Here is a 26818-nt window from a genome sequence, read left to right as displayed (position 1 = left end):
CGACGGCGCTATTGCGCCATCATCAGCGCGCCATTCTCGACCGTGTATTTGTCGAGCCGTTTCAGGAAGCTCATGCCGATGAGGTTGGTTCCGAGCGACCTGTCGTCGATGATGACGGCGTCGACATCGTCGAGCGCGATCTTGCCGATCTGCAGGCTGGAGAGGCGAACCAGCGCCACCTTGACCGGGCCGTTGGCAGTGTTGACCTGATGGTTGAAATCGGCCGGGCCGACGGAGACGCCGACGCGGCGCGCCGTCGAGGCGTTGAGCGCCACCAATGTGGCGCCCGTGTCGACCATGGCGTCGACCTGACGACCGTTGATCTTGAAGCTCGCCAGGAAATGCCCAGTCGCATTGGCCTCGATCAGCACCTTGCGGCCCAGCGGCTGTTGCGGCGCGGAGTTTGCCGTTGCCTGAGCGGCAGGCGAGGAGATGTTCTGGACCGGCGCGTTGGAGCCGGTTCCCAACAGCCGCTCGAGCAACTGCGGGTTTGCCTGAAAGATGCTGGGTATGGCGGCGGAACCGCCGGCGAAGATACCCAGGATGACCAGTTTACGCAGCATGAAACGCCCCTATGCGAGGCGCACCCTAAGCCGTCTTGGTATTCGACGCTTTAATGCCGGCCCGTGAATGCGTGCCTTGGCGTTGAAACCGCTGGGCTGCGTAAACGAAGGGTAAAGGCAGCCTATTTGGTGCCGAACATACGGTCGCCGGCATCGCCGAGGCCGGGCAGGATGTAGCCCTTCTCGTTGAGCTGGCGGTCGATGGAGGCGGTGTAGACCGGAACATCCGGATGGGCGCTGGTGAAACGCTCGATGCCCTCGGGCGCGGCAAGCAGGCACAGGAAGCGGATGTTGGTGGCGCCGCGCTCCTTCAACTTGTCGATGGCCGCGATCGCCGAATTGGCGGTGGCAAGCATCGGGTCGACGACGATGATGAGGCGGTCGGCGAGGTCGCTTGGCGCCTTGAAGAAATACTCCACCGCCTGCAGCGTCTCGTGGTCGCGATACAGGCCGATATGGGCGACGCGCGCCGCCGGCACCAGATCGAGCAGCCCTTCGAGCAAGCCGTTGCCGGCGCGCAGGACCGAAGCGAAGACAAGTTTCTTGCCTTCCAGCGTGGGGGCTTCGATCGTCTCGAGCGGGGTCTCGATGGTCGTCTTAGTCAGTTCGAGATTGCGGGTCACCTCATAGCCGAGCAGCAGCGAGATCTCGCGCAGCAGCCGCCGGAAGGAAGCCGTCGAGGTATCCTTGTTGCGCATGATGGTCAGCTTGTGCTGGACAAGCGGATGGTCGACGACGGTTACGCCCTTCATGGTCTTCTCCTCGATGCTTGGAAAAGACCCTAGCGGCTATGGCTTGGCCGATAAACGCCCAAGCCTGCTGGAACCACAGTTTTTGCGGGCGTTCAGCGCGCGCCGGCCTTGTCCAGCCGTGCGATGAGAGTGGCTTTGGTCTTCTTGTCGACGAAGGCAGCCTCGATCGCGGTACGGGTCACGGCGGTCAGCGCCTTTTCGTTCATGCCGAAATGCTCGGCCGCGATGTCGTATTCGCGCTTCAGCGAAGTCCAGAAATAGGGCGGGTCGTCGGAGTTCAGCGTCACCTTGCAGTCGGCGGCCTTCAGGGCCGGAAAGGGATGTTCGGCGAAACTGTCGAACACCTTGAGCGCGATGTTGGAACCCGGGCAGCATTCCAGAACGACGCCTTCGTCGGCGATGCGGCGCACGAGGTCTGGGTTTTCGATGGCGCGCACGCCATGGCCGATGCGGGAGGGGCGGATATGGTCGAGAGCCGCCTGCACGCTTTCCCAGCCCATCAGTTCCCCGGCATGGATGGTGATGCCAAGGCCGGCCTCGCGCGCGATCTCGAAGGCCCGCACATAGTCCTCGAAGTCGCCCATGCGCTCGTCGCCGGCAACACCGAAACCGGTCACCAGCGGGTGGTTGCATTTGGCGGCGAAACGGGCGGCTTTCTCGATCGCCTCGACGCCGACATGGCGCACGCCGGTGACGATCATGCGCCCTTCGATGCCGGTCTTGGCCTTGGCGCGCACCATGCCTTCGCCGAGCGCGTCGGTATAAGCCTTGGGCGACAGGCCGGCGCGGATGGCATGATCGGGCGAGGTGAAGACCTCTGAATAGATGGCGCCGTCGCGCGCCAGGCTGGTCAGATAATGTTCGGCCAGCAGGACATAATCCTCCTCGGTGCGGAAGAGATCGGCGGAGAAGTTGTAGGCGGCAAGAAACGAGGTGAAGTCATGCCACACGAAAGACCCGTCGCGGATGAAGGGCGAGGGGTCCTTGCCATATTTCCGCGCCTGCTGGATGACGAGTTCGGGCGCCGCCGCCCCTTCGACATGGCAGTGCAATTCGGCTTTCAAGATCATGAGGCATTCCTGTGAACGGGCCGGCCGGCGCGGCCGAACACCGCGCCTTTGACAATAGCGTCGCGTATCTCGATCGGCTATGGTCCGGCCGATTTTATGGCGGATCGAAAAGATGTCAGTTGAGAGAACCACTGCGGCCGGTGGCATGGAGACCTCCTACGGCTTCAGGCAGGTGGGCAGCGGCGAGAAACAGCCGCTGGTCAACGAGGTGTTCCACAAGGTCGCCAAGCGCTACGACCTGATGAACGACCTGATGTCGGCCGGCATGCACCGGTTGTGGAAGGACGCCATGGTCGCTTGGCTCAATCCACCGAAGCGGCCGGGCTGGAAGGTGCTGGATGTGGCGGGCGGCACCGGCGATATCGCATTCCGCATCATCGACGCCAGCCAGGGTCAGGTGCATGCCACCGTGCTCGACATCAATGGCTCGATGCTGGCCGTCGGTCGTGAGCGGGCGGAAAAGCGCGGGCTGGCGGCGAATACGGATTTCGTCGAAGCCAATGCAGAGGAACTGCCCTTCGCCGACAACTCCTTCGACGCCTATACGATCGCCTTCGGCATCCGCAACGTGCCACGCATCGAAGTTGCGCTTGGCGAGGCATTCCGGGTGCTGAAGCCCGGCGGGCGGTTCCTGTGCCTCGAATTCTCCGAGGTTGAGATGCCGTTGCTCGACAAGGTTTATGAGAGCTGGTCGTTCAACGCCATTCCGAAGATCGGCAAGGCCGTGACCGGTGACGGCGAGCCATACGCCTATCTGGTCGAATCCATCGCCAAGTTCCCGAATCAGCAGAATTTCGCCGCCATGATCGGCGCGGCCGGTTTCGAACGCGTCAGCTTCCGCAACTATACCGGCGGCATTGCCGCCGCGCATTCGGGCTGGAAGCTTTGAGGCAGGTGCGTTCATGAGTTCGGTCGGCGCTGCATTCCGCCTCGTTCGGGCCGGCTGGGTGCTGGTGCGCGAGGGCGTCGTCGCGGCGATTCCCGGCGACCAGCTTTCCGGCCTGCCTAAATTCGGCTGGCGGATGGCGCGGCTGTTCACCCGCCGCCGGGCGTTGCGGGAAGGCAGAAGCGATCGCATGGCGCATGCGGTGGCCCGCCTCGGGCCGTCTTACGTCAAGCTTGGGCAATTCCTGGCCACGCGGCCGGATGTGGTCGGCAACGACATCGCGCTCGATCTTGCGCTGCTGCAGGACAAGATGGGAACCTTCCCGCAATCGCAGGCCATTGCCGCCATCGAGTCTTCGCTCGGCCGGTCGCTTTCCGACCTCTATGCACGTTTCGACGAACCGGTAGCTGCCGCCTCGATCGCGCAGGTGCATGAAGCCGAAGCGTTGCTGGAAGGGGTGCCGACCAGGGTAGCGGTCAAGGTGATCCGACCTGGCGTGCGCAGGCGCTTCCATCACGATCTCGAAAGCTACTTCCTCGCCGCGCGCCTGCAGGAAAAATACATCCCGTCGTCGCGGCGCCTGCGCCCCGTAGAAGTGACGGAGACGCTCGCCCAGACCACCAAGATCGAAATGGACCTGCGTCTCGAGGGTGCTGCGCTTTCCGAACTCGGCGAGAACACCAAGGCCGATCCCGGCTTCCGCGTGCCTTCGGTCGACTGGGAGCGCACCGGCCGCGACGTGCTCACCATGGAGTGGGTCGACGGCGTCAAGATGAACGACATAGCGGGGCTGGCCGCCGCCGGCCACGACCTCAAGGCGATCGCCGCCAATCTGATCCAGTCGTTCCTGCGCCATACGCTGCGCGACGGCTTTTTCCACGCCGACATGCATCCGGGCAATTTGTTCGTGGAAGCCGATGGCACCATCGTGGCGGTCGATCTCGGTATCGCGGGCCGCCTTGGCAAGAAGGAGCGCCGGTTCCTCGCCGAAATCCTCTACGGCTTCATCACGCGCAACTATCTGCGCGTCGCGGAAGTGCATTTTGAGGCAGGCTACGTGCCGCACAAGCACGACGTTGCCGCCTTCGCCCAGGCGATCCGCGCCATCGGCGAACCGATCCACGGCCAGCCGGCCGAAACCATCTCCATGGCGAAGCTCTTGACGCTGCTGTTCGAGGTGACCGAACTGTTCGACATGCAGACGCGCCCGGAACTGGTGCTTTTGCAGAAGACCATGGTGGTGGTGGAAGGCGTGGCCCGCACGCTCGACCCGGCCTTCAACATGTGGAAGACCGCCGAGCCGGTGGTGGGCGACTGGATCCGCTCCAATCTCGGCCCGCGCGGCATGCTGGAAGATGCGCGCGAAGGCGTCGGCGCGCTGGTTTCGCTGGCCCGGCAGGCGCCTGACCTCGCGGCGCGCGCCGAGCGGCTGTCGCGCGAGATTGACCTGATGGCCGAACATGGCCTGCGGTTCGACGACGCAACCGCCAAGGCGATCGGCAAGGCGGAAGCCCGCCACACACGGTCGGGCCGCGTTGCGCTTTGGGTGATCGCGCTGACCTTGATCTTCATTGCCTGGAAGCTAATCTGACAGCATTGCTGTTGAGAGCAAAGCATGACCCTTTCCGGAAAACGCATCCTGCTTGTCATCGGTGGCGGCATCGCCGCCTACAAGTCGCTGGACCTGATCCGGCGGCTGCGCGAGCGGGGTGCCGCGGTGCGCTGCGTGATGACGGCGGCGGCGCAGCAATTCGTCACCCAGCTCTCGGTCGGCGCGCTGTCGGCCGACCATGTCTTCGCCGATCTGTTCGATCGCCAGGATGAGCACGATGTCGGCCATATCCGGCTGTCGCGCGAGGCCGACCTCATCGTGGTCGCGCCGGCGACCGCCGACCTGATGGCCAAGCTTGCCAATGGTCACGCCAACGACCTCGCCTCCACGGTTCTGCTCGCCACCGACAAGAAGGTGCTGATGGCGCCGGCGATGAATCCCAGGATGTGGGCGCATCCGGCGACGCGGCGCAACCACGCTACGCTCGTCAAGGACGGCGTCAGTTTTGTGGGGCCTACGAAAGGCGAGATGGCTGAAAGCGGCGAAGCCGGCGAGGGCCGCATGGCCGAGCCGCTGGAGATCGTGGCGGCAATCGAGGCGCAATTCGACAGCCGGCCGAAGCCATTGGCCGGCAGGAAGATCATCGTCACCTCCGGGCCGACGCATGAGCCGATCGATCCGGTGCGCTACCTCGCCAACCGTTCGTCCGGCAAGCAGGGGCATTCGCTGGCTGCCGCCCTGGCCAAGCTTGGCGCCGAAGTGCATCTGGTCTCGGGTCCGGTCGCCATCGCCGATCCGGCGGGCGTGGCAACGGTCCATGTCGAGACAGCGCGGCAGATGCAGGCAGCCGTGGAAAGCCTGCTACCGGCCGATGCGGCGGTTTTCGTCGCGGCGGTGGCGGATTGGCGGACAGCGGGTTCCGCCGAAGAGAAGATCAAGAAGGTGGCCGGAGAGGGGCCGCCGGCACTGCAGATGGTGGAGAACCCCGACATTCTCGCCGGTGTGGGCCACCATGCGAAGCGGCCATATCTGGTGGTCGGCTTCGCTGCGGAAACGCAGGATATTTTGAAGAATGCGGCTGCCAAACTCAGCAAGAAGGGCGCTGACTTCATTGTTGCCAACGACGTCTCGCAAGACAGTGGCATCGGCCCCGGCGGCGTCATGGGCGGCGACCGCAACCGGGTGCGCATCGTCTCGAAATCGGGCGTCGAGGAATGGCCGGAACTCAGCAAGGAAGCCGTCGCGGCGCGCCTTGCCGAGCTGATCGCGGAACGCCTGAAAACGACGGTCGTCTAGCCTCGCCCGCACGAGGGGCGGGTTTCGCGGCTCCAGCCAAGCGGACTGCCACGCAATGGTCGGGCCGGGCGAAGACGCCCGACCCTCGCGCTCAACTTTTACTTCAGCGAATGCTGCAGCTCGAGCGAAGTCACGGCGGCAGCGACATTGAGGCCGGTCTGCGCCTGTACCGAGAGCGGCTGCAGCGCGTAGGAGTTGTCGAAGCCGCCGACCAAAACGTTGAGGCCGCCGCCGGTGACGACGCTCGCTTCGGCGTTGACGCCGAAATACTTGCCGGCCAGAGCACCTGAATCGTAGCTGCTCGATGCCGCCAGAACCGCCCAGGACAACTGGCCCTGATGGGTCATGCCGAGATCGACGCCGAGTTTCGAGATGACGCCGGTGTAGAGTTCGGACTTGCGGCTGTTATAGGGGCGGAAGGTGCAGGTGACGCCCTTGTTCGAGGCGATGATGTAGGACTGACCGCCATCGATGACGCAATCGAGGACGCCGAGTTCCAGCTTGCCGGCATGAGCCGGGGCCGCGAAGGCGAGCGTTGCCAGTGCGGCGGAAATGACGAGCTTTTTCATGGGGACGGGTCCTTCCAATGTTCCATGCCGGATAACGGTCCAGCGCGCGCAGCGTTCCAGAAAACCATGGCGCGACAGCGGCAAGGTCGGAGCGTGGTCAAAATAGGAGATGGCCGTTGCTCATCGGCAACGGTGAAACAGCAACGGCTCAGCCGGCGCTGCTCACTCTGGAGAGGCCGTCCTTGGCCGGCTGGTAGGTTGGCGCCAGTCGCGCCGCCTCGCGATAGGACTTGGCGGCCTTGGCCTTGTCGCCGCGCCGTTCATAGATCAGGCCCTGGTTGGTCCAGGCTTCGGCGTTCTTGCCGTCGAGCTTGATGGCCATGTTGAAGTCGGCGAAGGCGTTGTCGTCCTGGTTGAGCGCCAGGTAGGAGAGGCCACGACCGTTATAGGGCTCGGAAGCGTCCGGCGACAGCGAGATGGCGGTCGAGAAATCCTCGATCGCGAGATTGTGCTGGCCCTGGGTCTGATAGATCAGGCCGCGATTGTGATAGGCGCGCGCGTCGGTGGTATCGAGCTGGATCGCCTTCTGGAAATCGTTGAAGGCGTCCTGCGTGCGGTTGGCCTTGCGGTAGAGGTTGCCGCGGCCGATATAGGCGGCGTCGTAGTTCGCGTTGATCTGGATGGCACGATTGTAGTCGGCAAGCGCCTTCTGCTGGTCGCCGATGAAACGGTAGATCAGCGCGCGGTTTGAATAGGCCTGGTAGAAATCGGGCTTCAGCTGGATCGCCGTGTCGAAGTCCTTCAGCGCGGCCTGGTATTTGCCGCCGCGGCCGAGCGCCGAGCCACGCACATTATAGGCTTCCGGGTCGCGCGGGTTGCGGTCGACGACTGACGACAGCGAGGAGATGTTCTCGCTCGATCCCTGCGCCTGGTCGATGGAGCCGAGCTCGCCGGTCGGGGTCGACTGGCATCCCGCGAGCGCCAGGCCCGACAGCAAGGCTGCTGTCAGAACGAGCCTGTTCACGGAGTTTCCACGCTCTGCGGTCAAAACATGCATCGGCTGCCGTATCCTCAATATCCGACGCCCGGCATTCCGGATCATCGCACCGGCCCCTATCCCGCAGTCCTGCGTATACAAATACCGGCTTGCGTCAAACAAAAAGGTGGCGGCGATTTCCATCGCGCCACCTTGGCTATCCTTCGAAAAGGACGAAAACTTGGCAGGATCAGCGCGGAGCGCGCGCTGCACCGGCGCCAGCAGGAGCCGGACGCGGGGTCGAGGGCAACAGGCCTTCGCGCTGAGCGCGCTTACGGGCCAGCTTGCGGGCGCGGCGCACGGCCTCGGCCTTCTCGCGAGCACGCTTCTCGGACGGCTTCTCATAGTGACCGCGCATCTTCATTTCACGGAAGATGCCTTCGCGCTGCATTTTCTTCTTGAGCGCGCGAAGCGCCTGATCAACGTTGTTGTCGCGGACGAGTACCTGCACGGGCGATCCTGTCTTTCAATTTGAAATCATTGGGCTATCGGCAATAGCCCTAAGCTTCCGCAGCGGCTTCCACCGCGAATTCTGGCGGCTGATAGCAGAATCGGGATGGAATGTCCACAGTTCAAGCGGAAAACTTGGTGCTTTCCGTGCGCCACGCCGGACACACGGAAAGCCGTTCCTCTTCTTATCCTGTTATCCGACCGCGCGCCACCGCCTCGTTAGGATCATGTCGAAGATGAGAACGAAAATCAGCGATGCGCCGACAAGCGGATAGATGGCGCCGCCAATGGCGAGGATGGTGACGACGCCGGCGAGCTTCCTGCGGTCGCCGGGCAGCGGCGGAACGCCGAGCCGCCCTATCGGCCGGCGTTTCCACCACATGATGGCCGCGCTGACCGCCAAAATCACGATGGCGATGCAGGCGGCAAGCAGCACATATTGATTGAGGGCGCCATATTGCTGGCCGAGATGCACATTGATGCCCCATTCCATTGCCTTCGCGCCCGGCCCGTAATCGGCATAGCTCAAATCGATCAATGGCTTGCCGCTATACTGGTCGAGGTGGACAACGCGCTGCTTGTCGAGATCGTCGGGGTAGACGGAGCCGGTATAGACGCCTTCGGCGGTCGTCGGGATGTTGACGGCGTAGCCTGGCGCCAGCCCAAGCCGATCGAAGGTCTTCATCGCTTGGTCGACGGAGATAGCAGCGGTTCCGGACACCGAGGATAGCGGGACTTCCGCCTGCTGGAGCGACCAGCTGGTCTGGCCGAGATGGTTCATGTGCTCGTCGGACATTGGCACATTGACCCTCAGGCCGGTGGGGTAGCCGAAATTGCTGCCATTGGCCCACTCGTTCACCTTGTCTCCCCAGAAGACGGACCAAGGCATGCCGGTGATGGCGAGGAACAGGATTACCGCGCCGACGAAAATGCCGGTCACGGCATGGAGGTCGCGCCAGAAGATGCGCTGGCTGGGTGCGCCGCGTACGCTGACCACGCCGCCGCGGCCCTTGCGAGGCCACCACAGATAGATGCCGGTCGCCACAAGGAGGATTGCCCAGCCGCCCGCTATCTCGATGGCGGTCCGGCCGATGGTTCCGAAAAAGCTCAAGCTGTGAAGATCGCGGACGAAGGTCATGATCGTGCCCTTGTCCGGCAAGGTACCAAGCACCGCGCCCGAATAAGGGTTCACATAGACCGCCAGCTTTTCGCCGTCGGTCTTCTTCACGGTTATCTCGGCCGATGAGGTTGGGGTGGCCGGTGTCGTGAATTTCACCGCTGTGCCCGGAACGCGCGCGATGGCGGCTTCGATCATCGCCGACGGGGTCGCCGTGGTCGCGGCGACCTCGACACGCTTCAGATCGGCGTGGACGAGGGCATCGATCTCATCGCGGAAGAGATAGAGCGCGCCGGTGACGGCGAGCGTGATCAAAAAGGGCAGCACAAGCAGCCCCGCATAGAAATGCCAGCGCCAAACAGCGCGGTAGAGGTCGGATGCATTGGTAGGGCTGGCCGGACGCGCCGCCTGCCTGAGAGCAAGATCAGTCATGGTCTTTCACCGAAATGGAGGAATGGTTCGACGGTCCCGCACCGGCACGTCAAAAGACGCGGCGACCGCGGAACTGTCGTTGGTTCTCGTCAGTGAAAGGGTGCGGGCGGTCCCCGGGCGTCGAACGCAAGGTCGCGAACGGAAGGCAGACGGCCGTCTTCATTCGGGACATTGAAGTGGAGATCGCGATATGCTGGCGGCGGCGCAAGCAGCGATGCCGGTGTGGTCGTGGGGACCGCGATCAGCCCCGCCGATATCTGGCACAGGCTTCCACAGGGACAAAGGTTCTTCTGGTGGGTATTGGATGGGTTTGGCGGTGCATCGCCCGACGGCGCGCAGATGACAAAGCCGGCATCGTCGAACGCCGCCGCCATCGCCCCGGAGGAAAAGCCGGAGACCAATGCCTGGATGACGATGAAATAGACGAAGAGCGCGGCAACGATGTTCCGCGTCAGCCTGTCTTTCAGAGCGCCCCTCATCTCCTCCATGGACGAGGTGAATAGCGGGAGACGCCGCGCCTGTCACCGCGACAGGCTGTAGCTGGCACGGGCTGGGTGCATGGCCTCTCTTGTCCGGCGAAAATATCTCGAAGTCTCACCCCTTCTCCAGCATTGGCCGGAGAAGGGATGAATTCAGGGAAATTGAGATCGATTGGAGCTCAGGTGCGGTTGATGGAGACGCCGCCGTCGGCGAACAAAGCCGTGCCGGTGGTGAAGGACGATGCGTCCGAAGCGAGATAAAGCGCCGAGCGGGCGATCTCTTCGGGGCGGGCGATGCGCTTCAGCGCATGCAACCCCTCGACGAAAGCACGTTCATCGGCGGTCTTGAAGGTCGCCGCCGGCGTGTCGGTACCGCCCGGCAGCAATGCATTCACGCGGATGCCTTCGCGTCCGTATTCGGCGGCGAGCACCTGGGTCAGGCCGACCAGGCCGGCCTTGGCGGCGGCGTAGGCGGCCATGCCTGGCATGCCGGCGGTGACGCCGACAAAACTCGAGGTGAAGATCAGCGAGCCGCCACCACGCGCCAGCAGCGCGGGGATCTGATGCTTGGCGGCGAGGAAGGCACTGGTCAGATTGGTGTCGAGGACGTCTTCCCAGGTTTTGCGCGGCATATCGGATACCGGGCCCATCGGGCCGACGGCGCCGGCATTGTTGAAGGCGACATCCAGTCCGCCGAAGCGGGCCTGCGCCAGTTCAACCAGAGCCTTGGCATGGGTTTCGTCATTGACGTCGCCGGCAAGGGCGACGGCCTCGCCACCTTCCTCGGCGATTTCGGCGACGAGCGCATCGAGCTCGGCCTGCCGGCGGCCGGCGACGATGAGCTTGGCGCCTTCGCGGGCAAAGAGCAGCGCGGTGGCGCGGCCGATGCCTGAAGACGCGCCGGTGACGATGGCGACCTTGTTGGTCAATGCGAGCATATGCTTGGTCCTTTCCAGAAGTGGATGGCGCTTGCTCGCAGATCGATGGAAGGCGAACCACCCGAAACGCGCCGGATCTGATGCCCCTTGCTGCCGAATGAAAGTCAGGTTATCGAAAACCTCTGAAAACATGCGGGTGGACGCGCCACCCTTTTCAAATGACTCCCCAAAAAATGATCGAGAGGTTGCTCGAACCCGAGTTCGAGGACGTGAGCAAATTAATCTGGGATGTCTACGGCCAATTCTACGACGGATTTCCGATTGCGAACCTTCGGCCCTTGATTACTTCGCCGTCTGAGGAGGTGCTGCGGCGAGGCGCTTTTCTAGCCAATGAACTTGGTTGGAAGGTGAGGGCGCTGACGCAGGAAATAGCTGCGCTTCTGGATTGTTCCAATTCAGGCATTCGCTTTTATGCGATTGGGGCTCTAACTGCTTGTACTACGCCAGAAGATGGTGAGGTTTTGGGAAAGCTACTTCAGCATCTCGAAGACCCCGACAGTGGTGTCCGATGGCGTATGGTTGAGTTTGTTCGCTTGGCTGGTTCCAAACAATTTTCAGCAGCGATCAAAAATGCGGCATTGCAGCGGCCTGACTCGATTTATACTGAAATCAGCAAAGTCATCAGATGGTCTATGCCTGTGTCGGAGGCTCAAGTTCGAGGGTTGGCAAACCACTCAGATCCAGGGGTCCGTTTACTTGCGGCAGGTATCGCCTTGAGACCGCGCAAGATCATAGATGAAAAGTTCGCCGAGATTGTCTTGGAAGCCGGTGAGCCCGAACTAAGTGATCTGATTTCGCGAGCGTTTCAACACCACGCGATACCTATCGACGCCGAATTCGGGCGAGTTGAGAAATCCAGGCTAAAAGACTGAAGTAGTCATGTCTCTTGCATCGTTCGTGTTGGATTTTCGAGTGAAGGCACGGCACAAAACGGCAATTGCCGTCGCAAACAGCGCTGGGATGGCAGCCATGTTTCGCTAGTGATACACCTCGCGCGTCGGACGCCCGATTGCCCATACGCGAGGCTAGGTAACGTGAAAAAATATTCGGTATTCGCCATCGCCCGCGAGGCCATGCGCGGCCACAAGGGCTGGGAGGAGCAATGGCCCTCGCCGGAGCCGAAAAAGAGCTATGACATCATCATCGTCGGTGCCGGCGGGCATGGGTTGGCCACTGCCTATTATCTGGCCAAGGAACATGGCCTGACCAACATCGCGGTGCTGGAAAAGGGCTGGCTCGGCGGCGGCAACACTGGCCGCAACACCACCATCATCCGCTCCAACTATCTCTATGACGAGAGCGCCGGCATCTACGACCATGCCGTGAAGCTGTGGGACGGCCTGTCACAGGACCTCAACTACAACGTCATGTATTCGGCGCGCGGCGTGATGATGCTGGCGCACAACGTGCACGACGTCCAGGTACTGAAGCGCCACGTCCATGCCAACCGCCTGAACGGTATCGACAATGAATGGCTGACGCCGGAAGAGGCGAAGGCCTACTGCCCGCCGCTCAACATTTCGCGCAACGCGCGCTATCCGGTGGTGGGCGCCACCCTGCAGCGCCGGGGCGGCACCGCCCGTCACGATGCAGTCGCCTGGGGTTATGCCCGTGGCGCGGCGGCGCGCGGCGTCGACATCATCCAGAATTGCGAGGTTACCGGCATCCGGCGTGGCGCCGACGGCGCGGTAACCGGCGTCGATACCTCGAAAGGCTTCATCGGCGCGCGCAAGGTTGGCGTCGTCGCAGCTGGCCATTCCTCGGTCATCATGCAGATGGCCGACGTGCGCATGCCGCTGGAAAGCTACCCGCTGCAGGCGCTGGTGTCGGAACCGGTCAAGCCGGTTTTCCCCTGCGTGGTCATGTCCAATACGGTGCATGCCTATATCTCGCAGTCCGACAAGGGCGAACTGGTGATCGGCGCCGGCACCGACCAGTATGTCTCCTATTCGCAGACCGGAGGCCTGCACATCCTCACCCATACGCTGGATGCCATCTGCGAGATGTTCCCCATGTTCACGCGCATGAAGATGCTGCGGTCCTGGGGCGGCATCGTCGACGTCACGCCGGATCGCTCGCCGATCCTGGCCAAGACGCCGGTCAAGGGGCTCTATGTCAATTGCGGCTGGGGTACGGGCGGTTTCAAGGCGACGCCGGGTTCGGGGCACGTCTTTGCGCACACCATCGCGCGCGACGAGCCGCATCCCATCAACGCGCCTTTCACCATCGAACGGTTCCGCACCGGCCGCCTGATCGACGAGGCGGCGGCCGCCGCCGTCGCGCACTGATGCAGACGCTGGCGGCGACGATGGCTGTGGCTGCGCCCTTCGTGTTGACCGGCGAGAAGGGGATGTTCCACCTTCCGCAAGCCAGCGAGGTTCGGCTGCAGGAGATCAATCGCGTCGCTCACGAGGATGACTGGCCGTTTTCGGTGCCGTCCGGTTTTCTCGCCTGTGTCTGGAGCGGTGGTCGTAAGACCGTTAGTTTCGTGGAAAAGCGGGAACACGACGGGGATGACACGCCAGCACTGCGCACCGTCATCATCTCCACGGACCCCTTTCAGGTCACCCTGTTGAACATGGCAAACCGCGACCTCTTCCAGCCGATGGATTCGGTAGAAACACTGATCAAGCGCGTGGCGCCCTTCGAAGCGCTCGGACAACGGCTTTGCGACCAGCCGCAAGGCGCGCGCATCGGCGACGGTGAATTATAGGAAACAGACAATGCTTCTCATCCGCTGCCCCTATTGCGAGGAAGAGCGTCCGGAACTCGAATTCCGTAACGCCGGCGAAGCGCATATCGCGCGATCGTCCGACATCGCCGCCGTCAGCGACGACGATTTCGAGAAGTTCTTCTTCATCCGCTCGAACACCAAGGGCATCATCTATGAACGCTGGCGGCATGTGCATGGCTGCGCGCGCTTCTTCAACGCGGTGCGCGACACCGTCACCGACAAGTTCGTGATGACCTACAAGGCCGGCGAGCCGAAGCCTTCGAAGCTGCCCGGAGTTTCCAAATGAGCGGCGCTTTCCGCATCAGCAATGCCGGCCGCCTGACGCCGGCCAAGACCGCCCGCTTCACCTTCGACGGCAAGGCTTTCACCGGCGTCGAGGGCGATACGCTGGCCTCGGCGCTTCTGGCCAATGGCGTTCATCTGGTCGGCCGCTCGTTCAAGTATCATCGCCCGCGCGGTTTCCTGTCCGCGGGCGCGGAAGAGCCGAATGCGCTGGTCGAGATCGCCCGCGATGGCGCGCGCAAGACGCCCAATGTGCGCGCCACCGTGCAGGAACTCTATGACGGGCTTGTCGCCAAGTCGCAGAACCGTTGGCCGTCATTGTCCTTCGACGTCGGCGCGGTCAACAACCTTGCCTCGCCGATGTTCTCGGCCGGCTTCTACTACAAGACCTTCATGTGGCCGAAGTCGGCCTGGAAGAACTTCTACGAACCGAACATCCGTTCCGCCGCCGGCCTCGGCGTGGCGCCGGACCAGCCGGATCCCGACCACTACGCATCGCGCTTCGCGCATTGCGACGTGCTGGTGCTGGGCGGCGGCGCGGCTGGCCTTGCCGCCGCCCTGGCCGCGGCCGAGACGGGCGCGCGGGTCATCGTTGCCGACGAACAGGCGGAATTCGGCGGCGCGCTGCGCTTCGAAAGCGGCGCGCGCATCGAAGGTCAGGCCGGCTGGGCCTGGGCGCAGGGCGCTGTCGCCCGGCTGAAGGCCATGGGCAATGTGCGGGTTCTGTCGCGCACGACCGCCTTCGGCTATTACGCGCAGAATTTCGTCGGCCTGGTGGAACGCGCCGGCGACCATCTCGCCAATCCCGGTCACGACCTGCCGCGCGAGCGGCTATGGCAGGTGCGCGCGAAGCGTGTCGTGCTCGCCACCGGCGCGATCGAGCGGCATATGGTGTTCGCCGACAACGACCGTCCGGGCGTGATGCTGGCTTCCGCCGCACGCACCTATCTCAATCACTACGGCGTTGCGGTGGGCCGCAATGTCGGCGTCTACACCGCCAACGATTCCGCCTATGCGGCGGCGATCGACCTGAAGAAGGCCGGTGTCAATGTCGCCGCCATCGTCGACCTGCGCGACAACCCGTCCGGCGCCTTGATCGACCAGGCGCGGGCGGCTGGCATCGAGATCCACGACGGCCGCGCCGTCGTGCGCGTCGGCGGCAAGCTGCGCGTTTCGTCGATGACCGTGCAGCCGAAGAATGGCGGCGGCGAGCGCACCATCGCCATCGACGCGCTGCTGATGTCGGCAGGCTGGACGCCGTCCGTGCATCTTTTCTCGCAGTCGCGCGGCAAGGTCGCCTTCAACGAGGACAAGCGTTTCGTGCCCGGCACCTATGCGCAGGATTGCGTGTCGGCCGGCGCCTGCAACGGCACCGACGGCTTGGCCGCCTCGGTCGACGAGGGGTATGCAGCCGGTGCCAAGGCCGCGAAGGAAGCGGGCGGCAAGGCTGCCAAGGCCGCAAAGCCCAAGGTCGAGGTTGGAGAGACCTGGTCACGCGGCATGCTCGGCTCGGCGCCCGGCGCCGGCCCGGACACCACCGTGAAGGCCTTCGTCGACTTCCAGAACGACGTTACCGCCAAGGACATCCGCCAGGCGGTGCGCGAAGGCATGCGCTCGATCGAGCACGTCAAGCGCTTCACCACCAACGGCATGGCCACCGACCAGGGCAAGACTTCCAACATGCACGGCCTGGCGATCGCCGCGGACATGCTGGGCAAGCCGATCCCCGAGGTCGGCCTGACCACCTTCCGCGCGCCTTATACGCCGGTGACTTTCGGCGCCATCGTCAACCATGCGCGCGGGCCGCTGTTCGATCCGACGCGGCGCACGCCGATGCACGGCTGGGCTGAGAAGCACGGCGCTGTGTTCGAGGATGTCGGCCAGTGGAAGCGCGCCTGGTATTTCCCGCGTGCCGGCGAGGACATGCATGCCGCGGTCGACCGCGAATGCGTGACGGTGCGCAAGACGGCCGGCCTGTTCGACGCTTCGACGCTGGGCAAGATCGAAGTGGTCGGTCCCGACGCGGCGAAATTCATGGAGCTGCTCTACACCAATCCGTGGGAGAAGCTGGAGCCCGGCCGCTGCCGCTATGGCATCATGCTGCGCGAGGACGGTTTCATCTATGACGACGGCGTCGTCGGGCGCCTGGCGTCGGACCGCTTCCATGTGACGACGACCACCGGCGGTGCCGCTCGCGTCATGAACATGATGGAGGACTACCTCCAGACCGAATTCCCGCATCTCAATGTCTGGCTGACCTCGATTTCCGAGCAATGGGCGGTGATCGCGGTGCAGGGGCCGAAGTCGCGTGACATCATCGCTCCGCTGGTCGAGGGCATCGATATGTCGGACGAGGCGCTGCCGCATATGTCGGTGCGCGAAGGCAAGATCTGCGGCGTGCCGACCCGGCTCTTCCGCATGTCGTTCACCGGCGACCGCGGCTTCGAGGTCAACGTACCGGCCGACTACGGCCAGGCGGTTTGGGAAGCGTTGTGGGCCGAAGGCCAGAAGCACGGCGCCTCGGCCTACGGCACCGAGGCGATGCACGTGCTGCGCGCCGAGAAGGGTTACATCATCGTCGGCCAGGACACCGACGGCACCGTGACGCCGAACGACGCCGGGCTGGATTGGGCGGTCGGCAAGAAGAAGACCGATTTCGTCGGCATTCGCGGTATGATGCGGCCAGACCTCGTTGCCAAAGGCCGCAAGCAGCTTGTCGGCCTCAAGACCAAGGATCCGAAAGTGGTTTTGGAAGAGGGCGCGCAGATCGTCGACAATCCGAACCAGCCTGTGCCGATGAAGATGCTGGGTCACGTCACCTCGAGCTACTGGTCGCAGAATTGCGGACGCTCGATCGCACTGGCGCTTGTCGCAGGCGGGCGCGATCGCATGGGCGAAACGCTCTATGTGCCGATGCCCGACCGTGTGATTGAAGTCGAAGTCACCGGCATGGTGTTCTTCGACGAGAAGGGGGAACGCCTCAATGGCTAAGGCTGCCCAGAAAACCACAACCGCTCTGGCCGAGCGGCATCCGGCACTTGCCGGTCGAAATGCCTCGGCCGCCCATGTCACGTTGACCGCGCTGGAGCCGGCCGAACGCATCTCGCTGCGCGCGCCGGAAGCCTCGCTGGCGGCGCTGTCCAAGGCGCTCGGGCTGACATTGCCGAAGAAGCCGAAGACCTCTGCCGCCAAGGATGGCCGCTTCGCGCTGTGGCTCGGGCCGGACGAATGGCTGATCATCGACGAGACCGGCGCTGATCCGCTGGCCGATTGCACCAAGGTCAAGCAGTTGCATTCCGCGGTCGGCGTCTCGCACCGCAATGTGGCGATCGCGGTCGCCGGTCCGGGCGCCGAGGCGACGCTGAACGCCGGCTGCCCACAGGACCTGTCGCTCGCTGCATTCCCGGTCGGCGCATGTTCCCGTACCATCCTCGGCAAGGTCGAGATCGTGCTTTACCGCACGGCCGAAGAAACCTTCCGCGTCGAGTGCTGGCGCTCCTTCTCGGATTATGTTTTCACTTTCCTGTCCGAGGCAGCACGCGACGCGGCAGCATAGGAACCATTGCCGGGCGGCGCCGTTCTGTCCCCAGAGCCCGTCATGGGCTTTGGATAGAGGGAGTTGCCCATGGCCGATCCGTCGAAATCCGCAACATCCGGGAAGCCGAAGAAGACGGCGGCGGTGCGCTCGTTCGAGAAACGTCGGCGCAGCGAGCCCAACCGCGAGGAAAAACTCGAGGAGGGGTTGGAGGATACGTTTCCGGCCAGCGATCCCATCTCGGTGATATCGACGTCGATCTCGGGCGCGCCGAGGCGCAAGAAGACATAGCACCTGATGACGCCATGGTTGGCGCAAGGCTGCGGCGGTCGTCAACGGCGCGTGCCTACGGTTTTCGACATGCAAAAAGGGCGGCTGGTTTAATCAGCCGCCCTTTTTGTTTGCCGTTCTCAACCAGACGGTTGGGGGAACCTTACTGGGAGATCGGCATGACCCACGGGCTGACGTCGATGCCGAGGCGCGGGCCGGCGGTGCCAGCCTTCGAGCCTGCCTTGTCGACCGAGCCGGTGGTGGCATAGTCGAGCTTGCCCTTCACGGTGGTTTCGGCGTGGGCGGCGGGAGCCTTGATCTGCTTGGTGGTGGCCTGGCCAGCGAAGGCGGTACCCGACAGGGCAACGAGGGTGGCGAGGGCAAGAGCTGTCGTTTTCATCGACTTTCTCCGGTTCAATATCTGAATTTCTATTTCCGTACATGTACGTTGCATCGTCCATGTATGCCCCTCTCAGCGGGATTTCAATGAAAAATCGTACGCGTACGGAAAATTTTTTGGACGCGACTTCTGGCGCGAACCAACCTTGCCGGCTTGCCTGGCTTCAACACATTGAAAGGGCTGGGTAAAAAATGGCGCTCGTCAAAATCGTGTCGGCGGGCTCGGTTTGTCGCAGGGCGGCAATTTCCGGCGACTAACGCCGATGCGTCAAAAAACAGACGCGGAAACGGGCAGTTTGCGGATTTCTCCGGCAGCCGGCTTGGCGTTGCTGCCTGCTTCCTGTCTCAGCAGGGCTTGGCCGGCTGGTCGCTTAACGCTTTGACTTCATCGCTGCTCAGTGCGGCGAGACTGAAGTCGCACATGCGCTTCACGAATGCCTGATGGTCGCCAAACGGGTAGAAGGGGTGGGTCACCAGCAGCGAGATGGTGCCGTGGCCGACAGCCCAAAGCATGGTTGCGATGGCATGCGGGTCGCCCTTCAGCCGGCCAGCAGCAACGCAGGCCTCGACACGGCTGATCAGCACGGCCATCGCCGGATTGTTGTTCTCCATTTCCTCGAATGTACGGCCGGCCGGCGGCTTCACCTTCTCGGTCATGAAGACGGTGCGGTATTCGTTGGGGTTGCCGAGGCCAAAGGCGGCATATTCGGTCATCACCGCGCGCAGCGCATCCATCGGATCGTCGGGCGCGTTCTGCTCGATGCGCTTGGCCAGCGTCTGGAAAGCGTCTTCGGCGAGCGCGAACAGGATGTCCTGCTTGTCAGCGAAATAGGAATAGACCGACATCGGCGCATAGCCGACCATCTTGGCCAGCTTGCGGATGGTCAGGCCTTCATAGCCTTCTTGCTGCACCAGCTTATGGGCTGCGGCCACAAGTTCGGATCGCAAGGTCGCTTTTTGTTGTTCGCGACGTGTTTGCGCAGTTTGCGGCAATCCTGTTGCCTTTCTCGCTCCCATTTCCCCTCTTTTTCAGTATATACTCAGTACGGTCATCCGCAAGTTATCGTTGGGGAATTACCGGCCGGGGTCTTTCTCAAATCGCGCCGACGCCACCGTCGACGGCGAGCGTGTGGCCCGTCATAAAGGTATTTTTGGGATCGGCCGCGAACAGCATCGCTTCGACGATCTCCGGGACTTCGCCCACCCGCTTCATCGGTACGCCGCGTGTCAGTTCCGACAGCGCCAGATCCTGCGGGGCGCCTGAGATCTTGACGAAATCGTCGACCATCTTCGTGCGGGTGTGGGCCGGGCAGATCGCGTTCACACGCACGCCTTTGGTGGCATATTCCGCCGCTGCCGATTTGGTCAGGCCGACCACGCCGTGTTTGGCTGCGGCATAGACGGACAGTTTCGGCGCACCGACCAGTCCGGCTACTGAGGCGATGTTGACGACCGTGCCACCCTTGCCGCGAGCCTTGAATTGCCGTTCCATCTGCGGCAGCTGATGTTTCATCGCGTAGAAGACGCCGAGCAGGTCGATCTCGAGGATGCGGCGCGCCTCGTCGGAGGGAACCTGCGGCAGGCGCACGAAGCTCTGGGCGATGCCGGCATTGTTGACGGCGATGTCCAGCCGGCCGAAGCGGTCGACGGCCAGTTTCACCAGCGCTTCGGAAAGGTCTTCGTCGGCAATATTGCCGGCAAGCGTGGCCGTCTCCGTGCCGAGCGTCGCGGCAAAGCGTTCCAGCGCGGCCCTATCGATATCAGACAGGATCAGCTTGGCGCCCTCGGCCGCGAAGCCTTTGGCTGCCCCCTGGCCAAGCCCACCGGTGGCGCCGGTGATCAGCACGGCAGCACCATCGAAACGGCCCATGATCACTTCTCTCCTTCGATCAGTCGCGCTGCCAGATGCGTCAGCAGTTTCACGGCGTCGGCATAGACCTTGGCCTTGGCAGGATTGGAGGCATTGCCGTCCAGCGCGCGCTTGTAGACACCCTGACAGATCGCCGCGAGCCGGAAGAAGGAGAAGGCAAGCAGGAAGGTCCAGTTGGCGATGCCGCCGAGTCCGCGCCGACGGCAATAGGCGGCGACATAGTCTTCTTCCGAAGGCAGGCCGACTGCCGCGCGGTCGATGCCGCCAAGGCCTTTGAAGCCGGACTGGTGCGGCAGGCGCCATTGCATGCACTGATAGGCGATGTCGGCGAAGGGGTGGCCGAGCGTCGACAGCTCCCAGTCGAGCAGCGCAATCACCTCAGCCTGGTCCTTGGCGAAGATCATATTGTCCAGCCGGTAGTCGCCATGCACAAGCGAGAGCCGGCCGTCATCGGCGGGCTGGTTCGCCTCCAGCCAGGCGATCAGCGCGTCCATCTCGCCATTGGTTTCGGTTTCGGAAGCGCGGTACTGGCTGGTCCAGCGTGCGAGCTGGCGCTCGAAATAGTTGCCGGGCCGGCCGTAATCGCCGAGGCCGACGGCCTCGACGTCGACATCGTGCAGGATTGCCAGTGTCGCGTTCATCGCGTCGTAGACCGCCGCTCGCTCACTGCTGGATGCTTCCGGCAAAGCCGGGTCCCAGAAGATGCGTCCGTCGACGAAGGCCATCAGATAGAACATGCGCCCGATCGGCGAATTCTCGTCCGAGAGATGCAACATCTGCGGCACCGGCACGCCGGTCCCGGCAAGGGCCTTCATGACGCGGAATTCGCGGTCGACCTGATGCGCCGATTTCAGCAACTGTCCCGGCGGCTTGGCGCGCAGCACGTAGCGGCCGCTTTTCGCGGTCAACAGATAGGTCGGGTTGGACTGGCCGGACTTGAACTTCTCGATCGCTCCCAGCCCTGAAAAGCCTGGAACTTCGCGCTCCAGATAAGGAGCCAGAAGGGCGGGATCGAGCGTGTTCGGATCGGTCATGCGTCCTGCGTTTCGGGTTCCACGAAGGTGAGTGTCAGCCAGCGCGCGGTCAATGCCGGCTTCAGCGAGCCTTCGATCTCGATGGTGACGTCATGGGAGGCCTGCACCCAGCCCGACGGGCGCGCCTTCACTTCGGCCAGCACGAAGCGGGTGCGGATGCGCGCGCCGGTCTTGACCGGGGCCGGGAAGCGGAGCTCGTCGAAGCCATGGTTGACGCCCATCTTGCCTTTGGCCAGCGGGGGCAAGGTCTCGAATGTCATCGCCGACAGCAGCGACAGGGTGAGGAAGCCGTGCGCGATGGTGCCGCCGAAGGGGGCTTCGGCCGCGGCCCGCGCGGGATCGCAATGGATGAACTGATGGTCGTCGGTGGCGTCGGCGAACTGGTCGATCATCGTCTGGGTGACGACGCGCCAGGGCGAAAGGCCGACTTCCTTGCCGACGCTGGCGAGCAATGTTTCGAGACTGATGGGTTGCACGGGCATCTCCTGGTGGCGGCGCGGCCGTCATTCCTTGAATAGGGTCAGGCCGTGCTGCACCGATTGTCCGCCATCGATCGGCAGGATCGCGCCGGTGACATAGCTGCCAGCCCGGCTGCACAAATAGAGCGTGGCGCCGCCAATGTCATCCGGCTCGCCGATGCGACCGATGGGAACATGGCCACCGACATGTTTCGCCTTCTCCTCGGTGCCGGTGGCGAACGCCGTCATGCGGCTCTGGAAGGGGCCTGGCGCAAAGGCGTTGACGGTGATGCGCCGCGCCGCCAGCTCGATAGCCAGCGTGCGGGTGAGGTGGTGAACGGCGGCCTTGGAGGCGGTGTAGGAATAGGCGTCATCGGCCAGCGGTTGCGTGCCCATCACCGAGCCCAGATTGATGACGCGCGCCGGATCGGCATCGGAGGCGGCCTTCTCAAGCAGCGGCAGCAGGTCGCGTGTCAGCTGGAACACCGCCGTCACGTTGACGCCGAACACCTTGGCCCAGGCATGATACGGGAAGGTCTCCAGCGGTGCGCCCCAGGAAATGCCGGCATTGTTGATCAATATGTGCAGCCGATCGGTGCGTGCCTTGACCGCTTCGACAAGGGCGGCAATACCGGCTTCGGAGGAGACATCGCCGGCAAAACCCTCTGCTTTGCCGAGTGCGCCAACTGCATTCAGCTCATCGGCGACCTTGGTGCAATCTTCGCCCTTGCGCGAGGCGATCATGACGGTGGCGCCGGCGCGAACGAGCGCGGTGGCGGCCATGCGGCCAATGCCGGTGGCGGCGCCGGTGACCAGGGCGATCTTGCCGGTTACCGAGAACATGTCGTCGAGGTAGCTCATCGGCCCTCCCTACAATCAGTCCGCTCGTCGCCGATGCTTCTATGAGTATCGAAAATCGGCATTCGGATTGACAACATACCGAGTAGTATGTTGAACTTCGCATGTTGTAAAGCCGGCAAATCGAGGGGCAATGGCAGCGAGACCGCACTTGGCGGAGCGGGAAGAGGAGGCCGGAGCCGTCGGTGGCACCATCGCCGCCGACGGCTCCCGCGCCGCGATCCTCGACGCTGCTGCCGCCTGTTTCATGGCGCGGGGCTATGCTGCCAGCTCCATCGACGATGTCGCCCGCAGCCTCGGCTCGACCAAGGGCCGCATCTATCATCACTATCCATCCAAGGGCGATCTGTTCGCGGACGTGTTTCGCACCGGCATGGCGATGAACTATGCCGCGATCGAGCCGGCGCGCCGCCTTGCCGGCACGGCGGTGGAACAATGGCGGCATATGGCGACGATCCATACGCGCCAGATGATCGTGACACGCAGCTATCAGCGCGTGGTGTGGGAAGGCGTCGAGCTTTATCTGCGCGGTGCGACCACGCCGGAGCAACGCGAGGAATTCGCGCGGCTGATGCAGGTTCGCAACGACTATGGCGCGATCTTCCGGCAGGTGATCGTGGCGGCGCGCCAGGCGGGCGCCATGCGCTTCGACGATCCCGGCATCACCGAACAGCTCATGTTCGTGTCGCTCAATTCTCCGCTGTTCTGGTACACGCCGCGCCCCGGCGAAACCAAGGATGACATCGAGGCGATCGTGGCGCAGGTCGTCCATTTCACCGCGCGTGGACTGGGCGTCGGGGAAGGGAACCTGTGATGGCCGACATGAATCTCGGCATGACCGAAAAGCTGAAGCCGATCCACGCCCAGGTCGCTGCCATGGTGCGCGACGAGGTGATGCCGCTCGACGAGGAGTTCCTGGCGGAGGTCGGCAAGGCCGGTGACCGCTGGGCCTATTCGAAACGTCAGACCGAAATCCTCGAAGGGCTCAAGGCCAAGGCGCGTGAGCGCGGCCTGTGGAACTTCTGGTTGACCGGCTCCGATCGCGGCTACGGGCTGACCACGGTCGAATATGCCTATCTGGCCGAGGAGATGGGCAAGGCGCATCTGGGTGCGGAGACCTTCAACTGCTCGGCGCCCGACACCGGCAACATGGAGGTGCTGGAACGCTACGGTTCGGCCGAACACAAGAAGGCGTGGCTGGGTCCCTTGCTCGAAGGCAAAATTCGCTCGGCCTATCTGATGACCGAGCCGGATGTGGCCTCCTCGGACGCGACCAACATTTCCATGCGTTGCGGGCGCGACGGCGGCGACTATGTGCTGAATGGCGAGAAATGGTGGGCTTCCGGCGCCGGCGATCCGCGCTGCGCGATCTATATCGTCATGGTGAAAACCGGCGGCGCCGGCGAGCCGAAGCACAAGCAGCACTCGATGATCCTGGTGCCGGCGGATACGAAAGGCGTCACCAAAATTCGCGCCATGCAGGTCTATGGCGATGACGATGCGCCGCATGGGCATATGCATCTGCGCTTCGACAATGTCCGCGTGCCGGCCACGAACATGATCTTGGGCGAGGGCAGGGGCTTCGAGATCGCGCAGGGCCGGCTTGGCCCCGGCCGCATCCATCACTGCATGCGCGCCATCGGTCAGGCCGAGATGGCGCTGGAATTGCTGTCGCGCCGCTCGGTGCGGCGTGAAGCGTTCGGCCAGCCGCTGGCCAGGCTCGGCGCCAATTTCGACATCATCGCCGAGTGCCGCATGGAGATCGAGATGGCCAGGCTGCTCTGCCTCAAGGCAGCCTGGATGATCGACCGGGGCGACGCGCGCGCGGCAGCTCCATGGATCAGCCAGATCAAGGTTGTGGCGCCGCGCGTGGCGCTGAAGGTGGTCGACGAGGCCGTGCAGATGCACGGCGCGCAAGGCATCAGCCAGGATACGCCGCTGGCGCGAGCCTGGACGCACCTGCGCACGCTGAGACTCGCCGATGGGCCCGACGCGGTGCATCGCCGCCAGGTGGCGCGCGAGGAACTGAAGAAATACACGCAGGAAAAGCTGTAAGGTCCGTTCAGGGCAAAATGCTCGATCCGGGAGGAGAGACATGAAAGCCGTCATCGCTCGTGCCTTCGCGCCGCTCGATCAGCTCGCCTATGGCGATTGGCCGGAGCCGGAAGCGAAAGGCGATGGCGTGGTGATCGCCGCCGAGGCGATCGGCGTCAACTATCCCGATGGCCTGCTGGTCCAGGGCCTCTATCAGATGAAGCCTCCGGTGCCGTTCGTGCCGGGCATGGAAGTGGCCGGGCGGGTGATCGCGGCCGGTTCGAAAGTGCAAAGCATCAAAGTCGGCGACCGGGTCGCCGCGCTGACCGTCATCGGCGGCTATGCGGAGAAGGTCGCGTTTCCCGAGACGATGGCGATGAAGCTGCCGGATGCGATGAGCGCGGCGGACGCCTGTGCGCTGATTTGCGGCTATGGCACATCCCATCATGCGCTCAAGCAGCGCGGCCAGCTCGAACAAGGCGAAACGCTGTGCGTTCTGGGTGCGGCCGGTGCCACCGGCGTTGCCGCCGTGCAGATCGGCAAGGCGATGGGCGCCAAGGTCATCGGTGTCGCCTCGTCGCCGCAAAAGCAGCGCATCGCCGCCGAGGCCGGCGCCGACATCGTGCTCGGCTACGACAATTTGAAGGACGCGCTCAAGGAAATCACCGGCGGCAAGGGCGTCGATGTCGGCTTCGATCCGGTTGGCGGCGATGCCTTCGAGGCACTGGCGCGCGCCATGGGCTGGAACGGACGGCTGCTCGTCATCGGCTTCGCGTCGGGCACCATCCCGAAACTGGCGGTCAACCTGACACTGGTGAAAGGTTTCTCCGTCGTCGGTGTTTATTGGGGCGATTTCACCGTTCGCGAGCCGCAGACCTATGCCGGCAACATGCGCGAACTGGTCGATTGGTATCTCGCCGGAAAGGTCAAGCCGGTAATCGAGGGCGTCTACCCGCTGGCCGATGCGGCCAGCGTTCTGAAACGCGTGCTGGGGCGCGGCGCGTCCGGCAAGTTGATCCTCAAACCCTAACCACCCCTGGGCAAGGAGCATTGCGATGACCATTGCATCCGAAATGAAGGCGCTACTCCTGGTCGGCGACGGCTACGCCCGACAGCCGAGCGGAAGCGCACTGGAAGCCATGGAGCCTTATGTGCGTCCGGGCGTGATCGGCGTGCCGGTGCCTGAAGCAACGCAGGTGCTCATCAAGGTGAGCCTGGCTTCGATCAACCCGTCCGACGTGATGTTCGTGAAGGGCCTCTATGGCCAACCGCGCGTGCAGGGGCAGCCGGCCGGCTTCGAAGGGGTTGGCACGGTGGTCGCCGCCGGCGACGATGCCTATGCGCAGAGCCTTGTTGGCAAGCGCATTGCCTTCGCCACGGGCCTGACCAATTGGGGCGCCTGGGCCGACTATGCTCTGGCCGAGGCGCTCGCCTGCATTCCGCTGATCGATGCGGTCCGCGACGAGGATGCGGCCGCGATGATCGTCAACCCGCTGACCGCCATTGCCATGTACGGCATCGTCAAGGACGAGGGGCACAAGGCCTTCGTGATGACGGCCGGCGCCAGCCAGCTCTGCAAGCTGATCATCGGCCTGGCCAAGGAGGACGGCTATCATCCGATCGTGACCGTGCGCCGCGACGACCAGATCCCGCTGCTGAAGGAACTGGGGGCCGCCCATGTGCTCAACGAGAAGGCGCCGGATTTCGTGCAGACGCTGCGCGAGGTGATGAAGGTCGAACAGCCTCGCATCTTCCTCGACGCGGTCACCGGTCCGCTGGCTTCGCTGGTGTTCGACGCCATGCCCAAGCGCTCGCGCTGGATCATCTATGGCCGGCTCGACCCGTCTGACACGATGATCCGCGAGCCCGGCCAGCTCATCTTCCAGCAGAAGCATGTCGAGGGTTTCTGGCTGACCGACTGGATGCGTCGCAACAAGGATCGCCGCGGCCCGGCGGCGCTTGAGGCGCAGAGGCGCTTTGCCGACGGCCGCTGGTCCACTGACGTCACGGCGGTGGTGCCGCTGGCCGAGGCGATGGCGCGCCTACCCGAAGAACTGGCCAAACCCAACGGCAAGGTCTTCATCCGGCCCTGATCGCAATTCCCGCGCAATGTTGGGCCCATAGACACCGGACCCGAAAAGACGCTCGTCGTGGAGCGTTCCCGGTTCGCGGGCTGTACCGAACAGCCTTGGCCATGATATGCCCGCGCCCTGATAAAAGGCGGCTCAGGTTCATCGGAAGCCGCCGGCATTGGGCAATGTTGG

The 26818-nt window shown here is 63.5% G+C and carries 29 protein-coding genes; 14 read left to right on the top strand and 15 right to left on the bottom strand.

The annotated features are described in order from the left end of the window. Positions 1–8: 8 nt before the first annotated feature. The 3 genes from AB4136_RS15135 to AB4136_RS15125 all read right to left on the bottom strand — a co-directional run bounded on the left by AB4136_RS15135 (position 9) and on the right by AB4136_RS15125 (position 2385). Positions 9–563, bottom strand: a complete 555-nt coding sequence (locus tag AB4136_RS15135) for a retropepsin-like aspartic protease family protein (RefSeq protein WP_024926232.1) — start codon at positions 561–563, stop codon at positions 9–11. A gap of 122 nt (positions 564–685) precedes the next feature. Next, positions 686–1315 carry a uracil phosphoribosyltransferase gene (gene upp, locus AB4136_RS15130; protein ID WP_024926231.1) on the bottom strand — a complete coding sequence of 210 codons (630 nt, stop codon included), beginning with the start codon at positions 1313–1315 and terminating at the stop codon, positions 686–688. Between the two features lie 92 nt (positions 1316–1407). After that, on the bottom strand, positions 1408–2385 hold the full coding sequence (locus AB4136_RS15125) for an adenosine deaminase (RefSeq protein WP_024926230.1): 978 nt from the start codon (positions 2383–2385) through the stop codon (positions 1408–1410). Between the two features lie 112 nt (positions 2386–2497). On the opposite strand from AB4136_RS15125, the gene ubiE reads away from it, so the two are divergent. From ubiE to coaBC, 3 genes are read left to right on the top strand one after another with little or no spacing between them, the layout of a single operon-like run. After that, positions 2498–3274 carry a bifunctional demethylmenaquinone methyltransferase/2-methoxy-6-polyprenyl-1,4-benzoquinol methylase UbiE gene (gene ubiE / locus AB4136_RS15120; protein WP_036255092.1) on the top strand — a complete coding sequence of 259 codons (777 nt, stop codon included), beginning with the start codon at positions 2498–2500 and terminating at the stop codon, positions 3272–3274. A 13-nt stretch (positions 3275–3287) separates the two neighbouring features. Next, positions 3288–4862 (top strand): 2-polyprenylphenol 6-hydroxylase, encoded by a 1575-nt coding sequence (ubiB, locus tag AB4136_RS15115; protein WP_024926228.1) that lies wholly within the window; start codon positions 3288–3290, stop codon positions 4860–4862. Between the two features lie 24 nt (positions 4863–4886). Then, positions 4887–6119 (top strand): bifunctional phosphopantothenoylcysteine decarboxylase/phosphopantothenate--cysteine ligase CoaBC, encoded by a 1233-nt coding sequence (gene coaBC / locus AB4136_RS15110; RefSeq protein ID WP_024926227.1) that lies wholly within the window; start codon positions 4887–4889, stop codon positions 6117–6119. 98 nt (positions 6120–6217) lie between these two features. On the opposite strand, the gene AB4136_RS15105 is transcribed toward coaBC, so the two are convergent. From AB4136_RS15105 to AB4136_RS15080, 6 genes are all read right to left on the bottom strand, one after another. Continuing rightward, positions 6218–6688: a DUF992 domain-containing protein gene (locus tag AB4136_RS15105; RefSeq protein WP_024926226.1), complete on the bottom strand. Its 471-nt coding sequence runs from the start codon at positions 6686–6688 to the stop codon at positions 6218–6220. 148 nt (positions 6689–6836) lie between these two features. Then, a complete protein-coding gene (locus AB4136_RS15100; RefSeq protein WP_024926225.1) occupies positions 6837–7685 on the bottom strand; it encodes a tetratricopeptide repeat protein in 849 nt (282 codons plus the stop codon). Between the two features lie 169 nt (positions 7686–7854). Then, entirely contained in the window at positions 7855–8115 is a 261-nt protein-coding gene (gene rpsU, locus AB4136_RS15095; protein WP_024926224.1) for a 30S ribosomal protein S21, read from the bottom strand. Positions 8116–8307: 192 nt separating this feature from the next. Continuing rightward, on the bottom strand, positions 8308–9663 hold the full coding sequence (locus tag AB4136_RS15090) for a PepSY-associated TM helix domain-containing protein (RefSeq protein ID WP_024926223.1): 1356 nt from the start codon (positions 9661–9663) through the stop codon (positions 8308–8310). 89 nt (positions 9664–9752) lie between these two features. After that, positions 9753–10142, bottom strand: coding sequence for a hypothetical protein (locus AB4136_RS15085; protein ID WP_024926222.1), 390 nt, complete (start codon positions 10140–10142; stop codon positions 9753–9755). A gap of 179 nt (positions 10143–10321) precedes the next feature. Next, entirely contained in the window at positions 10322–11080 is a 759-nt protein-coding gene (locus tag AB4136_RS15080; protein ID WP_024926221.1) for an SDR family oxidoreductase, read from the bottom strand. A gap of 173 nt (positions 11081–11253) precedes the next feature. Here AB4136_RS15080 and AB4136_RS15075 point away from each other — a divergent pair, with 173 nt between their 5' ends. The 7 genes from AB4136_RS15075 (at position 11254) to AB4136_RS15045 (ending at position 17922) form a co-directional block, all read left to right on the top strand. After that, positions 11254–11952, top strand: coding sequence for a hypothetical protein (locus AB4136_RS15075; RefSeq protein ID WP_036265094.1), 699 nt, complete (start codon positions 11254–11256; stop codon positions 11950–11952). Between the two features lie 162 nt (positions 11953–12114). Beyond that, complete coding sequence (locus AB4136_RS15070; RefSeq protein ID WP_024926219.1) at positions 12115–13368, top strand: sarcosine oxidase subunit beta; 1254 nt, start codon at positions 12115–12117, stop codon at positions 13366–13368. Further along, positions 13368–13793, top strand: a complete 426-nt coding sequence (locus AB4136_RS15065; RefSeq protein ID WP_036255084.1) for a hypothetical protein — start codon at positions 13368–13370, stop codon at positions 13791–13793. Before AB4136_RS15070 ends, AB4136_RS15065 begins: the two co-directional genes overlap by 1 nt. Before the next feature lie 10 nt (positions 13794–13803). Next, a complete protein-coding gene (locus AB4136_RS15060; RefSeq protein WP_137900652.1) occupies positions 13804–14100 on the top strand; it encodes a sarcosine oxidase subunit delta in 297 nt (98 codons plus the stop codon). Next, entirely contained in the window at positions 14097–17087 is a 2991-nt protein-coding gene (locus tag AB4136_RS15055; protein WP_137900651.1) for a sarcosine oxidase subunit alpha, read from the top strand. The genes AB4136_RS15060 and AB4136_RS15055 overlap by 4 nt, the downstream gene beginning before the upstream one ends. After that, on the top strand, positions 17080–17652 hold the full coding sequence (locus AB4136_RS15050; RefSeq protein WP_137900650.1) for a sarcosine oxidase subunit gamma: 573 nt from the start codon (positions 17080–17082) through the stop codon (positions 17650–17652). The genes AB4136_RS15055 and AB4136_RS15050 overlap by 8 nt, the downstream gene beginning before the upstream one ends. A 69-nt stretch (positions 17653–17721) precedes the next feature. Beyond that, positions 17722–17922 (top strand): hypothetical protein, encoded by a 201-nt coding sequence (locus AB4136_RS15045; protein ID WP_024926920.1) that lies wholly within the window; start codon positions 17722–17724, stop codon positions 17920–17922. Between the two features lie 142 nt (positions 17923–18064). Here AB4136_RS15045 and AB4136_RS15040 read toward each other — a convergent pair whose 3' ends face one another. The 6 genes from AB4136_RS15040 to AB4136_RS15015 all read right to left on the bottom strand — a co-directional run bounded on the left by AB4136_RS15040 (position 18065) and on the right by AB4136_RS15015 (position 22523). After that, positions 18065–18301, bottom strand: a complete 237-nt coding sequence (locus tag AB4136_RS15040; protein WP_137900649.1) for a DUF680 domain-containing protein — start codon at positions 18299–18301, stop codon at positions 18065–18067. Between the two features lie 344 nt (positions 18302–18645). Then, positions 18646–19293 carry a TetR/AcrR family transcriptional regulator gene (locus AB4136_RS15035; protein WP_024926918.1) on the bottom strand — a complete coding sequence of 216 codons (648 nt, stop codon included), beginning with the start codon at positions 19291–19293 and terminating at the stop codon, positions 18646–18648. 100 nt (positions 19294–19393) lie between these two features. Beyond that, positions 19394–20170, bottom strand: a complete 777-nt coding sequence (locus AB4136_RS15030) for an SDR family NAD(P)-dependent oxidoreductase (RefSeq protein WP_024926917.1) — start codon at positions 20168–20170, stop codon at positions 19394–19396. Positions 20171–20172: 2 nt separating this feature from the next. Further along, positions 20173–21204: a phosphotransferase family protein gene (locus tag AB4136_RS15025; protein ID WP_024926916.1), complete on the bottom strand. Its 1032-nt coding sequence runs from the start codon at positions 21202–21204 to the stop codon at positions 20173–20175. Next, the gene (locus AB4136_RS15020) at positions 21201–21686 is read right to left on the bottom strand and encodes a MaoC family dehydratase (protein ID WP_441931252.1); all 486 of its coding nucleotides are present in this window, start codon (positions 21684–21686) and stop codon (positions 21201–21203) included. The genes AB4136_RS15025 and AB4136_RS15020 overlap by 4 nt, the downstream gene beginning before the upstream one ends. Positions 21687–21707: 21 nt before the next feature. Beyond that, positions 21708–22523, bottom strand: a complete 816-nt coding sequence (locus tag AB4136_RS15015; protein WP_024926914.1) for an SDR family oxidoreductase — start codon at positions 22521–22523, stop codon at positions 21708–21710. A 130-nt stretch (positions 22524–22653) separates the two neighbouring features. Here AB4136_RS15015 and AB4136_RS15010 point away from each other — a divergent pair, with 130 nt between their 5' ends. Genes AB4136_RS15010 through AB4136_RS14995 form a run of 4 tightly spaced genes read left to right on the top strand, consistent with a single transcriptional unit; the run spans position 22654 to position 26647 of the window. Then, positions 22654–23334 (top strand): TetR/AcrR family transcriptional regulator, encoded by a 681-nt coding sequence (locus AB4136_RS15010; RefSeq protein ID WP_081766981.1) that lies wholly within the window; start codon positions 22654–22656, stop codon positions 23332–23334. Continuing rightward, positions 23334–24575 carry an acyl-CoA dehydrogenase family protein gene (locus tag AB4136_RS15005; protein ID WP_024926912.1) on the top strand — a complete coding sequence of 414 codons (1242 nt, stop codon included), beginning with the start codon at positions 23334–23336 and terminating at the stop codon, positions 24573–24575. Before AB4136_RS15010 ends, AB4136_RS15005 begins: the two co-directional genes overlap by 1 nt. Before the next feature lie 40 nt (positions 24576–24615). Continuing rightward, a complete protein-coding gene (locus tag AB4136_RS15000; protein WP_024926911.1) occupies positions 24616–25584 on the top strand; it encodes an NADPH:quinone oxidoreductase family protein in 969 nt (322 codons plus the stop codon). Positions 25585–25609: 25 nt separating this feature from the next. Next, positions 25610–26647: a zinc-binding dehydrogenase gene (locus tag AB4136_RS14995; RefSeq protein ID WP_024926910.1), complete on the top strand. Its 1038-nt coding sequence runs from the start codon at positions 25610–25612 to the stop codon at positions 26645–26647. The last annotated feature ends 171 nt before the right edge of the window (positions 26648–26818 follow it).

It is taken from the genome of Mesorhizobium sp. 2RAF21 (genome assembly GCF_052115345.1).
GTDB classification, from domain to species: domain Bacteria; phylum Pseudomonadota; class Alphaproteobacteria; order Rhizobiales; family Rhizobiaceae; genus Mesorhizobium; species Mesorhizobium terrae.
This window is presented reverse-complemented; position numbering and strand designations above follow the sequence as displayed.